Here is a 17,883-nt window from a genome sequence, read left to right as displayed (position 1 = left end):
AAGGCAAATGTGTGGTGTGAGTGAGTGCTTACCATGAGTGACAACTACCTTTCATTCGTCAACTCCCCCTGGGGCCGTCGCCTGGCCCAGGCTATTGGCTTGCCGCAACCCTTGCCGCTGCAGCGTTATCGCAGCGGCCAGGCCGGGCTGGCCAACCCGGTGATCATCGCCGGGGCAGGGCGCCTGGCGGCGTCGGTGCTGCGTAACTTCAGCGCCACCGACACCGTCGCCGCCACGGCGGCAACCCTCAAGGCGCCGTCGACGGTCAAGGTGCAAGGCGCAGTGTTTGATGCCAGTGGCGTGGTCGATCTGCAACAGTTGGACGAGCTCTACCTGTTCTTCCACGCCAATGCCAAACGCCTCGGTCAACATGGCCGAGTGGTGGTGCTCGGCACCGCGCCGGAACACTGCCAGGGCTTGCCCCAAGCCATCGCCCAGCGCGCCCTCGAGGGTTTGGTGCGCTCGCTGGCCAAGGAGCTGCGTCGGGCGATCACCGTGCAATTGTTGTATGTGGCGCCGGGTGCCGAGGAGGCATTGGACAGTAGTTTGCGCTTCTTCCTCTCACGCCGCTCTGCCTATGTATCGGGGCAGGTGGTGCGCCTGGAAAAACCTGTGGATGGCAACACCACCGTCAATTGGGACAAACCCTTCGCCGGTCGCCGTGCCTTGGTCACCGGTGCTTCCCGAGGCATCGGCCTGGCCATCGCCCAGGTGCTGGCGCGTGACGGCGCCCATGTGGTGTGCGTGGACGTGCCCCAGGCCCAGCAAGCCTTGCAACAGGCCGCCGCCAGCGTCGGCGGGTCGTCGTTGCCCCTGGACATCACCGCCGCCGATACTGCCGCGCTGTTGCAAGCCCATGCCAACCAGTACGGTGGCTTTGATGTGGTGGTGCACAACGCCGGGATCACGCGTGACAAGACCATCGCCAAGATGACTGAAGCCGCCTGGCGCAGCGTGATGGCGGTCAACCTCCAGGCGCCGTTGCAGCTCAGTGAAGCCTTGCTCGACAACCAGGGCATCAACGCCGGTGGGCGCATCATCTGCGTGTCGTCGATCTCAGGGATTGCCGGCAACCTGGGGCAAAGCAACTACGCCACCTCCAAGGCGGGCGTGATTGGCCTGGTGCAAGGTCTGGCACCGCATGCGGCGGCCCGGCAGGTCACAGTGAATGCGGTGGCGCCCGGTTTTATCGAAACCCAGATGACCGCGAAGATCCCGTTGATGATCCGTGAGGCCGGGCGGCGCATGAATTCATTGTCTCAGGGCGGGCAGCCCATTGATGTGGCCGAGACCATCGCCTGGCTCGCTCATCCTGCGTCGGGCGGAGTGAATGGCCAGGTCGTGCGAGTGTGTGGCCAAAGCCTGTTGGGAGCCTGAAGCGATGGACTATGTGACACAGATTATCGACCCGCCGCCGTCGCGCACGCAGCTGCTGCTCGACGGTATGCGCGCTATGCGCAAGCCCAAGCTCGACGGTGCGCCGCTGTTACCCACGGCGTGCCTGGTGCGCTCCGCGGTGGCGCTTTCCCCCGCGGGTATCGCCGCTTACGCACGGGCCTGTGGCTTTCGGCGTGAACAGGGCGTGCCGCTGTCCTACCCTCATGTGTTGGCGTTCCCACTGCATTTGATGCTGCTGACCCGGCCAAGCTTCCCGTACCCGGCCAGCGGCATGGTGCACCTGGCCAATCGCATTCGCCAGCACCAACGCCTGCACGAGGGCCAGGCGTTGCGCGTGGAGGTGTACTGCGAGCGCTGGGTCGCGCATCCCAAGGGGCAGGCGCTGAGTATCGCCACCCGGGCCTACGGTGCTGACGTCCTGGTGTGGGAAAGCGACAGCCTGTACCTGCGTCGTGACGTCGATGACCCCGTGGGCGAACCCTGGAGTGACCCTTTGCCGCTGCAGGAAGACGGTTTGTTGCGTACCCAACGCTGGGTGTTGCCGGCTGACCTGGGGCGACGCTTTGCCAAGGTCTCGGGGGATTTCAATCCGATTCACACCTCGGTCATTGGCGCCAGGCTCTTTGGTTTTCGCCGTGCCATCGCCCATGGCATGTGGACGCTGGGCCGTGCATTGGCGGCGCAACAACCGCCCGGTGGCCTGGAGCAGGCGCAAGCGCATTGCGATTTCAAGTTGCCGATTTTCCTGCCTGGCCAGGTCGCCCTGTGGAGCCACCCGGTGACCGGCCCACGACGTGAGTTCGAAGTGCGCAATTTCGCCGGGGACAAACCCCATATGCGCGGGCTGTTTATTTGGAAAGAGAACCAGTGATGAGTGACTACAGCTTCAACCCGGCGCCAACTCGCCGCGTGGCGATTATCGGCGGCAATCGCATTCCGTTTGCTCGCTCCAACACGGTGTATGCCCATGACAGCAACCAGGATCTGCTGGTCGCCGCTCTCCAGGGCCTGGTCGACCGTTACAAGCTGCATGGCCAACGCGTGGGCGAATTTGCCGCTGGGGCAGTGATCAAGCATTCGCGGGATTTCAACCTGGCCCGTGAAGCGCTGTTGTCCACCACACTGTCGCCGCAAACCCCGGCCTATGATGTGCAGCAAGCCTGCGGCACCGGGCTTGAAGCTGCGCTGCTGGTGGCGAATAAAATCGCTCTGGGCCAGATCGAAGTCGGCATTGCCGGTGGCGCCGACACAACCTCCGACGCGCCTATCGGCATCAACGAATCCTTGCGCCATACCTTGCTTGCGGCCAATCGCGCCAAGGGTATGGGCGACAAGCTCAAGCAACTCCTCAACGTACGCCCGTCGATGTTGTTCAAGCCGCTGCTGCCGCGCAATGGCGAGCCGCGTACGGGGCTGTCCATGGGCGAGCACTGCGAAGAAATGGCCAAGCGCTGGCAGATCAAGCGCCTGGCCCAGGACGAGTTGACCCTTACCAGCCACCAACGATTGGACGCGGCCTATAACCGCGGTTTTTTCGACGACCTGATCAGCCCCCATCGCGGCCTGGCCCGCGACAATAACCTGCGTGCCGATATCAGCCTGGAGAAACTGGCGGGCCTGTCGCCGGTATTCGATCGCCAGAACGGCACGCTCACTGCCGGCAACTCCACGCCCTTGACCGATGGCGCCTCGGTGGTGCTGCTTGCCAGCGAAGAATGGGCTACCGCCAATGGCTGGCCGGTGCTGGCTTACTTGCGCACGGGTGAGACGGCGGCGGTAAATTTTGTCGACGGCACCGAGGGCCTGCTGATGGCACCGGCCTACGCCGTGCCGCGCATGTTGCAACGGGAAGGCTTGAGTTTTGCCGACTTTGATTTATTCGAGATACACGAAGCGTTTGCCGCCCAGGTGCTGTGTACGCTCAAAGCGTGGGAAGACCCTGAATATTGCCGCGAGCGGCTCGGCCTTGATGCACCCCTGGGCACCATCGAGCGCAGCAAGATGAACGTCAACGGTGGCTCACTGGGCTGCGGCCATCCTTTCGCGGCCACTGGCGGTCGGCAATTGGCGGCGCTGGCCAAGGCGATCCATGAACGTGGTGGCGGTCGCGGCCTGATCTCGATCTGTGCGGCGGGTGGGCTGGGCATTACCGCCATCGTCGAAAAGTAACGCTTTTAAAAACAACAATAAGGACACTGCCATGAACGCTATCAGCCTGGAACACACCGAACGTATCTGGTTGAACACTTACCTGCCCGGCGTTCCAGCCGATATCGAGGCCGGGATCGAGGCGTATCCGTCGCTGCGTGAAGTGTTCCTGGAGCATCTGGAAAAGTTCAGCGAGCGGGTGGCCTACGTCAGCATCGGCACCGAAATGACCTACGCCGACTGGCGGGTTCAGGGCATCGCCTTTGCCGCCTGGTTACAGGGCCAGGGCGTAAAGAAGGGCGACCGCGTGGCGCTGATGATGCCCAACTGCTTGCAATACCCGATCTGCCTGTTGGGCACGATCCTGGCCGGTGCCGTGGTGGTCAACGTCAACCCGTTGTACACCGCCCATGAACTCAAGCACCTGCTCAAGGACAGCGGCGCCGAAACCGTGGTGATCTTCGAGAACTTCGCCCACACCCTGGAAAAAGCCATGGCCGGCAGCAGCGTCAAGCGCGTGGTGCTAGCGGCTATCGGTGATTTGCTGGGGACCTTCAAGGGCGCTGCGATGAACTTTATCCTGCGCCGCGTGCAGAAGCAGGTGCCAGCCTTCACGCTGCCCGGCGCGCTGCGCTTCAACCAGGTGCTCAAACAGGGCAGGGGGTTGCACCACTTGCCGGTTGCGTTGGATCGCGATGAACTGGCCTTCCTGCAGTACACCGGCGGCACTACCGGCGATGCCAAGGGCGTGATGCTCAGCCATCGCAATATCATTGCCAACCTGCTGCAAGCCAAGGCCTGGGTCGGCGACCAACTGGACCAGCACAAGCAGGAAACCAATGTGACTCTGCTGCCGCTTTACCACATCTTTTCGCTGACCGTGAATTGCCTGATGTTCATGTGCCTGGGCGGGCGCAATATCCTCATCGCCAACCCGCGGGACGTGAAGCGGGTGCAGATGATCCTGCGCAAAGAGCGCTTCAACGGGATTGCCGGGGTTAACACGCTGTTTAATGGCTTGCTGGAGAACAAGGAATTCTGCTCGCGGGATTTTTCCGACCTGCGCCTGGTGATCGCCGGCGGTATGGCCACCCACACCGCGGTGGCCAAGCGCTGGAAGGAGGTGACCGGGCTGCCGATCATCGAAGGCTACGGGCTGACCGAGTGTTCGCCGGTGGTGAGCATCAGCCCTATCGATATTTCGCGTATGCGCGAGATGGAATTCACCGGCAGCATCGGCGTGCCGTTGCCGTCGACCTGGGTACGTTTCATGCGCGAAGACGGCGAGCTGGCTGACATCGGCGAGCAAGGCGAGCTGCAAGTACGTGGCCCGCAAGTGATGCAGGGCTACTGGAAGCGGCCCAAGGAAACCGCTGAGGTATTGGATGCCGACGGTTGGCTGTCCACGGGCGATATCGGGGTGATGGACGCGCGCGGCTATATTCGCCTGGTGGACCGCAAGAAGGACATGATTCTGGTCTCGGGTTTCAATGTGTACCCCAATGAAATCGAGGATGTGGTGGCGATGCACCCGGGTGTCGCAGAAGTGGCGGCGATCGGTGTGGAAGATGCCGTGAGTGGGGAGAAGGTCAAGATCATCGTGGTGCGCAAGGATCCGGCCCTGACCCAGGAGCAGATTCTTGCGCATTGCCGGGAATACCTGACGGGGTACAAGGTGCCCCGGTATGTGGAGTTTCGCAGTACCGAGCTGCCCAAGACGACTGTTGGCAAGGTACTGCGGCGCGCATTGCGCTGACTCGGTTCACCGGGGCTCGCCAATCGTCAGAGGTAACCATCTTCCCGGAAATTGAGACCAATGACATCCTCGCTGTGGATCGGTCGGATGCTTTTGATCAAAAAGTCAGTCTTGCCATTTCCCGTCAAATCGACACCGAGTAAGTACCTATTGGTTTTTGGGTTGAATGTCAGGATGGTATCGCCCGGTTGTCCGCTGTACTGAGTGACGTAGTTGAACTTGAGCTGCGTGTTTTCGCTCAGGCTGCTCAAGTCGATCTTGTCCTGGCCTGTGGTGAAGTCCATGAGCAAGTCGGCGTTGTTGCGCAGCGAGTCGCTGGCGGCATGATAAGTGAAAGTGTTGAAGCCACCGTTTCCGGTCAGAATGTCGGCTCCGCCACCTCCGGTCAGGACGTTGTCCGCACTGTTTCCGGTAATACGATCGTTGCCTGTGCCGCCTTTGGCGTTTTCGATAAGGGTTTGGGCGCTGATGTGCACGTTGTCAGTCAAACCACCCACGCTGGAACGCGAATCCGGAGCCAGGTTGATTCGCTGATTTTGCGCGAAGCCAGAGAAGTCCAGCGTGTCATTGCCTTGTTTGTCGTGCACGCTGAAACCGGGCTTGTCGGTGGGAGAGGTCAGGCTGGTTTCAGGCTTGCCGGTATTGGAATTGAAGCCATAAACAGTGTCGGCGACCTCGCACTCGGGATGTGAAGGCGTTACTGGGGGCTTGGGTACCGGCTTGGGGACTGGAGTCGTTGTAGGTTCTGTCTCAGGCTCTGGTTGAGGTGGCGTTACCGGGGGCGTGGGTACCGGTTTGGGGACTGGAGTCGTTGTAGGTTCTTTCTCAGGCTCTGGTTGAGGTGGCGCAACTGGCGTGGCACTGGTCAAAATATCCTCGGGTTTTATGGGCTTTTCACTCAGAATCACCAGCATGGAATAGGGGTCGCCAGTTACATTCATGGTCAGCCTGTAGCGCTTGATACTCTCATCGTAGTCCAGCGTCAGTTCACCTTTCTTCCCCGTGTGCCGGTCAACAAACGTGGGTTTCTGGATGCCCGCATCTTTCAACATAGTTGACAGATCAATCTTGTCGATGCCACTTGTGAAGTCTGTGAGTGTATCGGGATTTTCACCCGATGAGTCGCTGACACTGTTATATACAAACGTATCTGCGCCACCTCCACCGGTCAGCGTGTCGCCGCCAGCACCTCCCCTCATGCGATTGTTGACATTATTGCCGATCAGCACATCGTGCCCGGAGCCGCCAATGGCGTTTTCAATAACAACGCCCTTGGCAATTGATACATTACCCTCACGGCCGCCGACATCCGAGAGTGTTCCCGCGTTCAAGTTTATCCTTTGATTTTTTTTGAAACCGGAAAAATCCAGAGTGTCCTCGCCGCCGTTATCCCAGACACAAAAGAACGGCAAGTCGTTGGGGGAAGTCAACGTATAGTGGTCGCGCTCTGTGTTGGAGTTGAAACCGTAGGTCGTATTGCCTTTACGGGTTTCGTCGTTGGCCTTGTATCGCAGATGAGCGCCGGCAATATCGTGCATCATCGGGGTTTGGGAAGAGTCCGCGACGAAGGAGTTTTTACTGTTTTCATAGGGGCGAAACATGGTGAAACCATAACTCATAGTGCTATAGACGTCGCTGCTTTGAGGGAGGTCAAGGTCCGGATGCTCAAGTCCCAAGGTGTGTCCGATTTCGTGGACCATTGCCGCATGTAGCCCAGCCCCTTCATTTTTTCCGATGTCTATCCTCTGAGCGCCGTAAGCATTTGGCAACGTAGCGCTACCGCCCCCGCCTGAGACTTCCCGAACTGACAGGTGAGTGTCAGCATTTTTGCCATTTTCGACAAACTTGACTTTTATAACATCTTCCCAAGACTGAAGTGCCTGCCTGAATGCTCTTTTCTTGGCCTCGCTGAATTCGCTAAGTGTATAGGAGATCGTTATTTGTCCGTCACCATTGCGATCTTTTATTTTATAGTTGCTTCGAGTGAGGCTTTTGGCAACTTCATTGGAAGGGTCGGAAGAGGGTGAGTTACTGGCGGGTAACTTGGAAGTTCCGGTTGTCACAGGAAGCGGTTTTGCGGGCGGGCAATAAACGCGAATGGACGACATGATAGAGGCTCTTGAGTAAGTGGATATTAGTTGCTGGCCATGCTTGCAATTGATATTTAAGGCAGGGGTAAGTTAGACGCTTTTTGGAGGGTGCTCTAGGGGTACAGTATTTCGATATATGATTGTGTTGTTAGGTAACTGCGGCCGTGTTACTGGTGTGCTAAGTGTTGTCGGAATAATTACTTTGTGGGGGAGGCGGCAAGATATTTAAGCGAAGGGTGACGGTTAACTTGTCAGGCAGAATAGGCGTTGAATGAGGCGTGCGTTCATGTTTTCGTTATTTAGCAAGCAAGCAATGAGTGCGCGTAAAGAACATGCAACACTGAGTGACGTCGCCCGTAGACAGGGCGACGTGATTGATTATTTGCACCGTGATTGATTAAAGCGCGCTGACCTTGACCCAACGTTCTTCGAGGGCTGCTACGCGAATCGCTGTTGCCAACCGCTCCACCTCCCATGCAGCCTCGAAGTCCGTGCCATCCGCACCTTGCCCCGCCAGCGCCATGATCAACTCCTGCACCTCCAGCGTCTTCAACTCGTTGTAGCCCAACTGATGCCCCGCCGCCGGGCTGAACGCCGCATAGCCGGGCAGCGCAGGGCCGGCCAGCACGCGTTGGAAGCCGTCCTGGCCGACGCGGTGCAGGCGCAGTTCATTCAAGCGCTCCTGATCGAATGCCAAGGTACCTTTGGTGCCGCTTATCTCAAAGCACAGGTGGTTTTTGTAGCCGTGTTTGAGCCAGCTGCTGCTCACCGTGCCGCGTGCACCATTGGCGAAGCGCAGCAGGGCGTGCACCTGGTCATCCACGGCGATGGATTTCAAATCAGTGCTGCCTTGGGTAGCGGGGCGCTGAGCATGCACGGTCTGGGTATCGGCACACACACTGACCACATCGCCCACCAGGTAACGGGCCATCGACAGCAAATGGCTGCCCAGGTCAGCCAGAGCACCACCGGCGTGGCCCACTTCGCAGCGCCACGACCACGGCGAGACTGGGTCGGCCATGAAGTCTTCGCTGAACTCACCCTGGAAGCTGATGATCTGGCCCAGCTCACCCCGGGCTAGCATCTGGCGCGCCAACACGATCATCGGGTTGTGCTGGTAGTTGTAGCCCACTCGCGTCACCACCCCGGCGCTGCTGGCTGCACGGCGCATGGCATCGGCTTGCTCCAGGCTGATGGCCAGGGGTTTCTCGCAATACACCGCTTTGCCCGCCGCAATCGCGGCCATGGCCATGGGGTAGTGCAGGTGGTTGGGGGTGGTGATGGCCACGACATCGACCTTGGGGTCCTCGATCAGCGCCTGCCAATCGCCATGGGCCTGGGCAAAACCCCAGGCCGTTGCGCAGCGTCGGGCGCGCTCGGTGTCGGCATCGGCCAGGGCAGCAAGCTTTAGCTGTACCGGCAACTCGAACACTGTGCGCGCATTATTGAACGCCAACGCGTGGGCACGGCCCATGAAGCCTGTGCCGATCAAGCCGATTCCGAGTTCACGCATAGCCGTGGTCCTTTGGATTATTGTTTTCAGGGATGGCATTAATGGAATAAAAATTCGTAAATATCAATAGTTGGAATAAAAATTCACTCATCACTTCAGTTGATATGAACCTATTCAGCCGTAGCCAAACGCCGCCAGTTAACAAAAGATAACGTAGCGCCGATTGTCAGACGATTCCAAAGCCCGATAGGATGGCCCGTGCTGACTCCAGGCGCTCTAGATTGCAGGTTTCAACGTCCTGGAAGATAAGCCGACCTAACAATAATAAATGGGAGAAAGGTCTATGAGTGAGCCTGTCATGGGTTGGGTTGTTTGCCGCCCACGCGCCGCACGCAGGGTTGCGTTGCTGGCCACAGCGCTCTCGCTGCTTGCCGGTGCGGTGTTGTCTACGCCCGTGCTGGCCGCCAGCGATACCTCCGCCGCCGCGGTATTTGCGATTCAATCCCCCAAGGCCGCCAAAGGCTTGATGATCGATGTGGTTCACGCCGGCAAGCGCCTGGTGGCGGTCGGTGATCGTGGGCATATCCTGTATTCCGATGACCAGGGCAACACCTGGACCCAAGCCAAAGTCCCCACCCGGCAACTGCTCACGGCGGTGTTTTTCGTCGATGACAAACAGGGCTGGGCCGTCGGCCATGATGCGCAAATTCTTGCCAGTTCCGATGGCGGCGCCACTTGGACTCAGCAATATGAAGACCTCAAGCGCGAAGCGCCGCTACTCGATGTGTGGTTCAACGATGCCAGGCACGGACTGGCCGTCGGCGCCTACGGTGCGTTGATTGAAACCACCGACGGCGGCACCACCTGGGCCGACGTCAGTGACCGCCTCGATAACGAAGACCAGTTTCACCTCAACGCCATTGCCCGGATCAAGGGCGCCGGCCTGTTTATCGTCGGCGAACAGGGCAGCATGTTCCGCTCCAGCGACGATGGCCAAACCTGGGAGAAACTCGAAGGCCCCTACGAGGGCTCGTTGTTTGGCGTGATCAGTACGGCGCAGCCGCAGACCCTGCTGGCTTATGGCTTGCGCGGCAATCTCTACCGCTCCACGGATTTCGGCAGCACTTGGGAGCAGGTCGAACTCAATGCCACACGCGGTGCGCTTGAGTTCGGCCTGTCTGGCGCCACCTTGCTTGATGATGGCGCCATCGTCGTGGTCGGCAACGGTGGCAGCGTGGTGGTCAGTCATGACGACGGCCAGACGTTCAGCGTGTTCAATCGCCCGGACCGGATTTCACTCTCGGCAGTCACAGCCGCAGGCAATGGCAACTTGATTCTGGTGGGGCAGGGTGGCGTTCGTGTCGCCACGCCCGCCGGCGCCGAACTCGTAAAACAATAAGAAGGGCGGGGAACGCATGAGCAGTCATCACAACGATAAAGCGACCTTTCTTGAGCGCCTGATTTTTAACAATCGCCCGGCGGTGATCGTCATCTGCCTGCTGGTGAGCATTTTCCTGTTCTGGCAGGCGACGTTGATTCGCCCGTCTACCAGCTTTGAAAAGATGATCCCCCTCAAGCACCCCTTCATCGAAAAGATGATGGAGCACCGCAACGACCTGGCCAACCTGGGCAACACCGTGCGCATTTCGGTGGAGGCGAAGGATGGGGATATCTTCACCAAGGACTATATGGAGACCCTGCGTCAGATCAATGACGAGGTGTTCTACATCTCCGGCGTCGATCGTTCGGGCCTCAAGTCGCTGTGGAGCCCCAGCGTGCGCTGGACCGAAGTGACCGAAGAAGGCTTTGCCGGCGGTGAAGTGATCCCGCAGAGCTACAACGGCTCGCCGCAAAGCCTCGACCAACTGCGCAACAACGTGCTCAAGTCCGGCCAGGTCGGGCGTTTGGTGGCTAACGATTTCAAGTCGAGCATTGTCGATATCCCGTTGCTGGAGTCCTACCCTGACCCGCAGGACCAGGGCAAGCTACTGGCCCTGGACTACCAGAAGTTTTCCCACGAGCTTGAGGACAAGATCCGCAACAAGTTCGAGGCGCAAAACCCTAATGTAAAAATCCACATTGTCGGCTTTGCCAAGAAAGTCGGAGACCTGATCGACGGCCTGATCATGGTGGTGCTGTTCTTTGGCGTGGCCTTTGGCATCACCCTGGTCCTGTTGCTGTGGTTCACCAACTGCCTGCGCAGCACCATCGCAGTGTTGAGCACCACATTGGTGGCGGTGGTATGGCAATTGGGTCTGATGCATGCCGCCGGTTTCGGGCTGGATCCCTACTCGATGCTGGTACCGTTCCTGATCTTCGCCATCGGTATTTCCCACGGCGTACAGAAGATCAACGGTATCGCCCTGCAATCCGGTGAGGCCGACAACGCCCTGACGGCTGCGCGCCGCACGTTCCGGCAACTGTTCCTGCCGGGGATGATCGCGATTCTCGCGGATGCGGTCGGCTTTATTACCCTGCTGATCATTGATATCGGCGTGATCCGTGAACTGGCCATTGGCGCATCGATCGGCGTGGCGGTGATCGTGTTCACCAACCTGATCCTGCTGCCGGTGGCGATTTCCTACGTTGGCATCAGCAAACGCGCCATCGCCAAAAGCAAGAAAGATGCGAACCGCGAACATGCGTTCTGGCGCCTGCTGTCCAAATTCGCCAGCCCGAAAGTCGCACCGGTCTCGATTTTCCTGGCCTTGATCGCCTTTGGTGGCGGCCTGTGGTACAGCCAGAACCTGAAGATCGGCGACCTCGACCAAGGCGCACCGGAACTGCGCCCGGACTCGCGCTACAACAAAGATAACAACTTCATCATCAGCAACTACTCCACCAGCTCCGACGTGCTGGTAGTGATGGTCAAGACCCGTGCCGAAGGTTGCTCGCGCTATGAAGCCATGGCGCCCATCGACCAGTTGATGTGGAAGATGCAGAACACCGAGGGTGTGCAGTCGGCGATCTCGTTGGTGACCGTATCCAAACAAATGATCAAAGGCATGAACGAGGGCAACCTGAAATGGGAAACCCTGTCGCGTAACCCCGACGTACTGAACAACTCCATTGCCCGTGCCGATGGCCTGTACAACAACAACTGTTCCCTGGCGCCGGTGCTGGTGTTCCTCAACGATCACAAGGCCGAAACCCTCGACCGTGCGGTGCACGCTGTGCAGGACTTCGCCAAGGAAAACAACAAGGACGGCCTGGAGTTCATCCTCGCTGCTGGTAACGCAGGGATCGAAGCCGCCACCAACGAAGTGATCAAGGAGTCGGAACTGATCATCCTGATCCTGGTGTACCTGTGTGTGGCGACCATGTGCATGATCACCTTCCGGTCCTGGGCGGCGACTTTGTGCATTGTGCTGCCGCTGGTGCTGACCTCGGTGTTGGGTAACGCGCTGATGGCGTTCATGGGTATTGGCGTCAAGGTCGCGACCTTGCCGGTGGTGGCCCTGGGTGTGGGGATTGGCGTGGACTACGGTATCTACATCTACAGCCGTCTGGAAAGTTTCCTGCGTGCAGGTTTGCCGCTGCAAGAGGCGTACTACCAGACGTTGAAATCCACCGGCAAGGCTGTGCTGTTCACGGGTCTGTGCCTGGCTATCGGCGTGTGTACCTGGATCTTCTCGGCGATCAAGTTTCAGGCCGACATGGGCCTGATGCTGACCTTCATGTTGTTGTGGAACATGTTCGGCGCGTTGTGGCTACTACCCGCACTCGCGCGGTTCCTGATCAAGCCTGAGAAACTGGCGGGGCAGAAGGGCAATTCGTTGTTTGCGCATTGAGTCAATGCAAAAAGCCGCACTGTGCGGCTTTTTGCAGAGCGTCAGTTGATCAGCCTCACAGATCCAGAAAGAGCTTCTGGTCCAACGGGGCTGTAATACTGGTTTTGGTTATTTTCTCCACGACGCCATTGTTTCCTGCTTCTCTAATCAAGTCCTTTTGGGTCTTGTAGCGTTGGGATGGGATTTTCAGATGCGCAGCGTTGTGGTCGGCTCGCTTCCAGCCTTTCTGCGGATAGTGGAAGTGGGCATACCACAACGGTTCGACTTCGCCTTTTTTGCGAACTTGGTACTCGGTGAGAAAGTCGTTTGGCTTTAATTGGAAGTCCCGCTTTACCAGGTTGATATCGACAAAGCGATGGGTCCACAAGAAGTCGACATTTTCCGCTGTCGGCGGCTGAACCAGAAAGCCGTCTGCGGCGTGTTGACGGGCCTTTTGCAGCAGCTCATCTGCGGCGGCCCTCCATTGTGCAACTAAGTCGGCGGTTTCCGGTCTGGCTCTATGGCTGGCTTCGGCTTGATCCGCTGTCTCCCTGAGTTTATTGGCCAGCGGCTCTAGCATATCGTTCCAATCCTTGGGGGCAACAGTATCGCGCCGCGCCGGATCGTTAAGTTTGCGTTTCTGGAAAAGAATTGACTGCTCCTCTTTCGCCGCGTCACTCATCAGCTTTTGTGCCTCGCTCTTATAGTTCGCCAGGGACCTCGGGGGGGAGGTAAGGCGGGGAGGTGTGGGCTGCCCACGGATGATCTTCACCCACCCACGATCATTCGCGTGTTCGCTATAACTCTCCATGGGTTGGCCGCTTTGTGGGTCTATCACATCGACAATGTCAAAGGTCTGGCCCGGTTCCGGAGCGCGCAGGGTGCCGATCAAGGTCTCATTGTCTTCAGTCTTGAATACGCGTTGATTACTCGGTTTGGCCCGTTGGTCGCTGCGTGGGGGCGCTTTTGGAATTAGAAACTGCTCTTCTTCGACGACTTGGACCAACTCGGCTTCCGCTTCGGCGATGAGCTCATTGAGCACCTCGGTGAAACGCTGGTGGTATTGCGCCCGAAAGAGTTCTGGGTGCTCCTCCTGCATAAGGAGGCTGTCGCTCAATACCTGTTTGTATTTAGTGATAATGGTAGTCAGCGCGGCATTGCGTTCGCTCAAGGTGTAGCCGGTGTATTGGCGCAGATCGTTAAAAGCGACTATTTCGGTTTTCAGGGATTCTGTCAGGAAGCGCTTCATCTGCAGGCGATCAGTTGCCCCTGCGCTGCGGGCAGACCATGTCGTGGTTAGTAATTTGAGGAACGACATCCTATTCAGTTTTGATGTCAGTATTCTGGCGGCGGGAGGGGAGGTGTATCGCTCTTTGATGTACTCCTCGGCGTTTTTATTACCGAAGGGGGAGTCGTTCTTCCACTGATCAAATGTGTCACTGACCGCCTGCTTCGACGCCAATAGGTTTTCAGTAGCGTGATAGGCCATTTCGGATACTTGCATCAATTCATCGTAAGCGATCTCGGAGTCGTTATTGGACTGCCGTATCAACTCCTCCAGCGAGGCGCCGTTCACTCCAACGTGGCGGGCGTCGTTGGCCAGCTTCGTGTAAACGTCATCTATTTCAGTCAGGGCGTGCAGGACTTTTTCGTACACCTCTGAGCGGTCCTCTTTGAATTTGGACAGGTCGTCGACCCCGCCGAATTTTTTGGGTGCAATGATTTCAATGGCTTTTTCGCCAGCCACCTTTAGGGTTTGTGTCAGCGGCTTGAGCGCCTGAAGTTGCTGGTCCAGGTTGCTCTTGAGCCGCTCGGAGACCTCGTACTGTTCTAGATAGGGCGCAAGAAATCGCTGTGCCGAACCCTCACTCCTGGATAGGTTGCGAAGCGTCTTGAGTTTTTTTCGAGCGGCCTCGTAGTCGGAGAGGCTGGTTTGGATTTCTTTGAGTGCGCTTTCATGGGCTTCTACCACTTTGGTCAATTCCCGCGTGCTGCGCTGGAAGTTCGCTTTTGCTTGCTTCTGCGCTAGCAGGTTTTTTTTGACCATATCCTGCGGGCTCTCGTTTTTTGGCATGCCGCCCTTGAGCTTGGGTGCCACGTCAAAATGCCAACGACCCTGGGCATCGCGTTGTATTGGCGGTGCCGTACGCGCCTTGTTCTGTTCATCAATAACGTACGGGCCATCCAGGTCGGTCGCTACGCGATACCAGTGATTGTCGATGTTGGCATACAGCTTATCGTTCACTCGGTACAGACCTTTTTTGATGCCTTCGGCGATGGGCAATCCAGGGGTGGTCGGAGCCGTTACTTTGAACGAGTCTATGTGTGCAAGCAGGCTTGGCGTCAATCCACGCGGGCTGGATAAGCGGATATCGATGGCCGTACCGTTGCCGCCAAAATTGCCGGAGGAGGGAGGTGTCGGGTCCTGGCGGATCACAGCCTGGCGTACTATCGGCTGATTGCTGTCGCGAGGGAGCGGACCGCGGCTGTCGGAATGGGCGTCCTGCTCGAAGTGTTCAAAGGACTGCGCTGGTTTGCCAGGCTCGCTGGTCGGAGCATGGGTCAGCGTCATGCCCAAATTGATCAGCAGGTCGATCACCGCCGAAGTCGGGTCCGGGTCGTTTGGTGTGGAGAGCCGCTTGATGTCCTCTTCGCTGTTGGCCAATTGCAATAACCAGCCTGCCATGGCCCCCGGCCCGCGCAATACCGGCAGCAACGTGTTGAATAGCAGCCAACCGAGTTCCTTGTGCGAAGCCCAGCGGCTTTCAGCGTCGGAGGTGGATTGGCCTTGCGCCAGGGTGACGAGGCTGTTGGCGTTGGATCGGAACCAATGGGTGAACAGACCACCGTTGAGCTGGTCCTGGCGTAGCTTGGTGGCCTCAGCATAGCCGTCGACGGCGAGGGTGGTGGGCTTGGGCGTGGTGGGTGGGTCGAACTCATTGAATACGGTGAAGCGTGCAATATTGGGGATGCGAAAACCGCCATTGCCATACACCGCTCTGACCTTGTCATCCTTCAACCAGGCCAGCACGCTGTCTTGCAGCGCACCCGGCTGGCGGATGGCTTCCAGTAGCGCGTCGCGGCTTGCAAACTCCAGCAACGCAGGCTTCAGTTGCGCACGATAGAGAATATGTGGGCCGCTGGTGCCGGCCAGTGGTTCGATGATGAACATGTTGTCGACAACGTCTGGCGTTGCCCCTGGTTTGCGCACAAATGCCAGGGGGCGCACGGTAATCTCCTGTCCATCCACCTGTTTGCTGCCCGCACCGGGCTGGGTGAGTGCTTCAATAAAGCGGTAACCCTGGGCGGTCATGCCGGCTTCGCCCTTGAGCTTGAGCCCCAGCGCCTGCATGGCGAGCTGGATCGGCACCTGTTCGACAAAACGCGCTGCCCGCTCCTGGGATTGCGGGGTCTTGCTGAGCAGTTCGCGATTAAGCAGTTGCGGGTAGTGACTACCGATGTCCACGCTGCTGATCAGGTTCTTGAGCATCTGCGGCATTTGCGGGTCGCTGCTTGGTTGCCCGCGCAGATGGACTTCCATCTCGCCCTTGGGCAAGCCGGCGAGATTGTTCAGAGCCATATCCACCAGGCTCATCTTCACCCGCTCGATGTAGCCGCTGCCCAGGTTACCCACGGCGACCTTGAACACCACTTCCACATCTTTTGCCGTGTAGCCCTTACCGGACAATTGCTCGTCCAGCTGCTGCTGGGCGTAGGTGCGGATATCGGGAATGCCGTCGAGAAACGTCCGGCCATTGTTACGTTGTACGCTGCTGGCCAGTGCCAACGAGTGACGCCGGTAAGTGTCACGATCTGCTTCGCTGGCGTTTTTGAGCCAGCCTGGCAAATTATTGCGCAGCCGCCCAAGCTCGGCCGCATTTGCAGCATAGGCTCCGGTGAACCAGGGGCTCGGGTCGCTTGCACGGAAGAAGGCCTGCTCCAGTTGATCAAGCGTGCCCGACGTCGGAAGCGCAATGGACGCTACGTTTTCCACCATGGCATTGAGGATGAGCGCCGCTTGTGTATCAAAAATGTTTGCATCGATTTCCTGGCGCTTCCAATTCAGGCTGTCGAAAACAAATACTTTCTCCAGGTTTCGCCCCCAGGCTTCGCCGAATGCTTGCAATGAGTCATACGGTGTGACGACTCCAGCGGGGGTGGTATGCAGCACTTGCGTACGGCCGTCGACTTCTCGTGTGATCAACAGATCCGGGCTCAGTTGAGCTGAACTGCTGGCGCCATGGCTTACGGTGGTGTCGAGGATAAATACCTTGGCCGCTGCGTTGCCTTTTGCGGCTTGGCGGTGCACTTGATCCGGGTAGGTGGCGAGCTGATCGAGAGTCTCGCGTTGCGTGTCGGTGAGCCTGGGTTGTTTCAATGCAGCGGTTTGCAAGGTGTCCCTGAGTGTGTCGCTCAGCCATAGCCAACGGTTTGTCTCAAGCTCGGGGGTGTCATAGGCGTTGCCGTTGAAGTGGCGAACCAGCGCTTGTTCGAAGCCGCTTTTGAGAGTGGTTCGCAGGCTGCGGATGATCAATTCGATGGCTTGCATATCGATGCCCGGCACCAGCGCTCCCGCCAAGGGCCCCGGTTTGAGCATATGGCCCGTGGCTTGATCAATCAGCGTGCAGGCCAGTGAGTGCTTATCGGTAAAGTCCAGCTCGCCGTCGCGGGTCAGGTGCTTGAGCGCTACGTCCAGCAAAGGGGTCAAGCAGTACTGGGGGGGATTGTTGGAAATGGGTTCGGCCAGCGCTGTGTATTGAGGGTCAAACGCCAAGGTGGGATACAGGTTTTTGATGGCGTCGCCGAGCAGGTTCGATACCACTGAGCGCAACGTGGGCCGGCCGGCGAACTGGTGTGCAACCGTATTGGCAGTGACGTCGGCAGCGGGCTGCAGCGTTGAGACCGTAGCGGCCGGCGTTGGGCTTAGCGGCACAAAGCTCAAGCCGGATCTGAGCGATGACGACCCAGGCGATATTTCGTAATGGACGCTGGTATCGCGCCGGGATCTGCGCAGTGAATGATCGTGGTCCGTTTGGAGCGACGCCTCGGAGTGGCTGCCAGGGGGTGTTTCGAGCACTTCACCCGACTTGTGGGTAACGGGGGGGAGCGGTACGGGGCTCAAGGTGTAGTCGGAAGGTCGTGGAGGGTGGTTTCCATGGATCATCATGTAGCTTCCTTGTCGTTGAGATCTTGCTCGGCATAGCGATTTGACCCTGAACGCGTAAAGCGAACAGGCGAGCGAAAACTAACGACCGGTGCTTAACCGTC

The 17,883-nt window shown here is 58.4% G+C and carries 9 protein-coding genes; 6 read left to right on the top strand and 3 right to left on the bottom strand.

Annotation, left to right across the window (positions count from 1 at the left end; translation table 11 throughout):
• The first annotated feature begins 33 nt into the window (after nucleotides 1-33).
• Genes QMK52_RS22695 through QMK52_RS22680 form a run of 4 tightly spaced genes read left to right on the top strand, consistent with a single transcriptional unit; the run spans nucleotide 34 to nucleotide 5,302 of the window.
• Nucleotides 34-1,377 (top strand): 3-oxoacyl-ACP reductase, encoded by a 1,344-nt coding sequence (locus QMK52_RS22695; RefSeq protein WP_005787830.1) that lies wholly within the window; start codon nucleotides 34-36, stop codon nucleotides 1,375-1,377.
• A 4-nt stretch (nucleotides 1,378-1,381) separates the two neighbouring features.
• Nucleotides 1,382-2,269 (top strand): MaoC/PaaZ C-terminal domain-containing protein, encoded by an 888-nt coding sequence (locus tag QMK52_RS22690; protein WP_122732922.1) that lies wholly within the window; start codon nucleotides 1,382-1,384, stop codon nucleotides 2,267-2,269.
• On the top strand, nucleotides 2,269-3,567 hold the full coding sequence (locus QMK52_RS22685) for an acetyl-CoA C-acetyltransferase (RefSeq protein ID WP_194440568.1): 1,299 nt from the start codon (nucleotides 2,269-2,271) through the stop codon (nucleotides 3,565-3,567). The genes QMK52_RS22690 and QMK52_RS22685 overlap by 1 nt, the downstream gene beginning before the upstream one ends.
• Before the next feature lie 31 nt (nucleotides 3,568-3,598).
• A complete protein-coding gene (locus QMK52_RS22680; RefSeq protein WP_194440569.1) occupies nucleotides 3,599-5,302 on the top strand; it encodes an AMP-binding protein in 1,704 nt (567 codons plus the stop codon).
• 26 nt (nucleotides 5,303-5,328) lie between these two features.
• Here QMK52_RS22680 and QMK52_RS22675 read toward each other — a convergent pair whose 3' ends face one another.
• Nucleotides 5,329-7,410, bottom strand: a complete 2,082-nt coding sequence (locus QMK52_RS22675; protein ID WP_194440570.1) for a M10 family metallopeptidase C-terminal domain-containing protein — start codon at nucleotides 7,408-7,410, stop codon at nucleotides 5,329-5,331.
• 379 nt (nucleotides 7,411-7,789) lie between these two features.
• The gene (locus tag QMK52_RS22670) at nucleotides 7,790-8,905 is read right to left on the bottom strand and encodes a Gfo/Idh/MocA family protein (RefSeq protein ID WP_005787838.1); all 1,116 of its coding nucleotides are present in this window, start codon (nucleotides 8,903-8,905) and stop codon (nucleotides 7,790-7,792) included.
• 298 nt (nucleotides 8,906-9,203) lie between these two features.
• Between QMK52_RS22670 and QMK52_RS22665 the strand changes: the two genes are divergently transcribed.
• Together QMK52_RS22665 and QMK52_RS22660 are read left to right on the top strand one after the other, a co-directional pair.
• On the top strand, nucleotides 9,204-10,244 hold the full coding sequence (locus tag QMK52_RS22665; protein ID WP_005787840.1) for a WD40/YVTN/BNR-like repeat-containing protein: 1,041 nt from the start codon (nucleotides 9,204-9,206) through the stop codon (nucleotides 10,242-10,244).
• Between the two features lie 16 nt (nucleotides 10,245-10,260).
• Nucleotides 10,261-12,636 carry an efflux RND transporter permease subunit gene (locus QMK52_RS22660; RefSeq protein ID WP_005787841.1) on the top strand — a complete coding sequence of 792 codons (2,376 nt, stop codon included), beginning with the start codon at nucleotides 10,261-10,263 and terminating at the stop codon, nucleotides 12,634-12,636.
• Nucleotides 12,637-12,691: 55 nt separating this feature from the next.
• On the opposite strand, the gene QMK52_RS22655 is transcribed toward QMK52_RS22660, so the two are convergent.
• Nucleotides 12,692-17,179 carry a dermonecrotic toxin domain-containing protein gene (locus QMK52_RS22655; RefSeq protein WP_320403452.1) on the bottom strand — a complete coding sequence of 1,496 codons (4,488 nt, stop codon included), beginning with the start codon at nucleotides 17,177-17,179 and terminating at the stop codon, nucleotides 12,692-12,694.
• Nucleotides 17,180-17,883 lie beyond the last annotated feature (704 nt).

The sequence above is a fragment of the Pseudomonas sp. P9_2 genome, from assembly GCF_034008255.1.
Classification (GTDB): domain Bacteria; phylum Pseudomonadota; class Gammaproteobacteria; order Pseudomonadales; family Pseudomonadaceae; genus Aquipseudomonas; species Aquipseudomonas synxantha_A.
Note: the sequence above shows the minus strand (reverse complement) of the source record. Positions and strands in the feature narration are given on the sequence as shown.

Excerpts from the sequence above, each read along its gene's own strand:
- QMK52_RS22695 (WP_005787830.1), top strand. The coding sequence starts at position 34 with ATGAGTGACAACTACCTTTCATTCGTCAACTCCCCCTGGGGCCGTCGC.
- QMK52_RS22685 (WP_194440568.1), top strand. The coding sequence starts at position 2,269 with ATGAGTGACTACAGCTTCAACCCGGCGCCAACTCGCCGCGTGGCGATT.
- QMK52_RS22665 (WP_005787840.1), top strand. The coding sequence starts at position 9,204 with ATGGGTTGGGTTGTTTGCCGCCCACGCGCCGCACGCAGGGTTGCGTTG.
- QMK52_RS22675 (WP_194440570.1), bottom strand. The coding sequence starts at position 7,410 with ATGTCGTCCATTCGCGTTTATTGCCCGCCCGCAAAACCGCTTCCTGTG.
- QMK52_RS22680 (WP_194440569.1), top strand. The coding sequence starts at position 3,599 with ATGAACGCTATCAGCCTGGAACACACCGAACGTATCTGGTTGAACACT.
- QMK52_RS22670 (WP_005787838.1), bottom strand. The coding sequence starts at position 8,905 with ATGCGTGAACTCGGAATCGGCTTGATCGGCACAGGCTTCATGGGCCGT.
- QMK52_RS22660 (WP_005787841.1), top strand. The coding sequence starts at position 10,261 with ATGAGCAGTCATCACAACGATAAAGCGACCTTTCTTGAGCGCCTGATT.
- QMK52_RS22690 (WP_122732922.1), top strand. The coding sequence starts at position 1,382 with ATGGACTATGTGACACAGATTATCGACCCGCCGCCGTCGCGCACGCAG.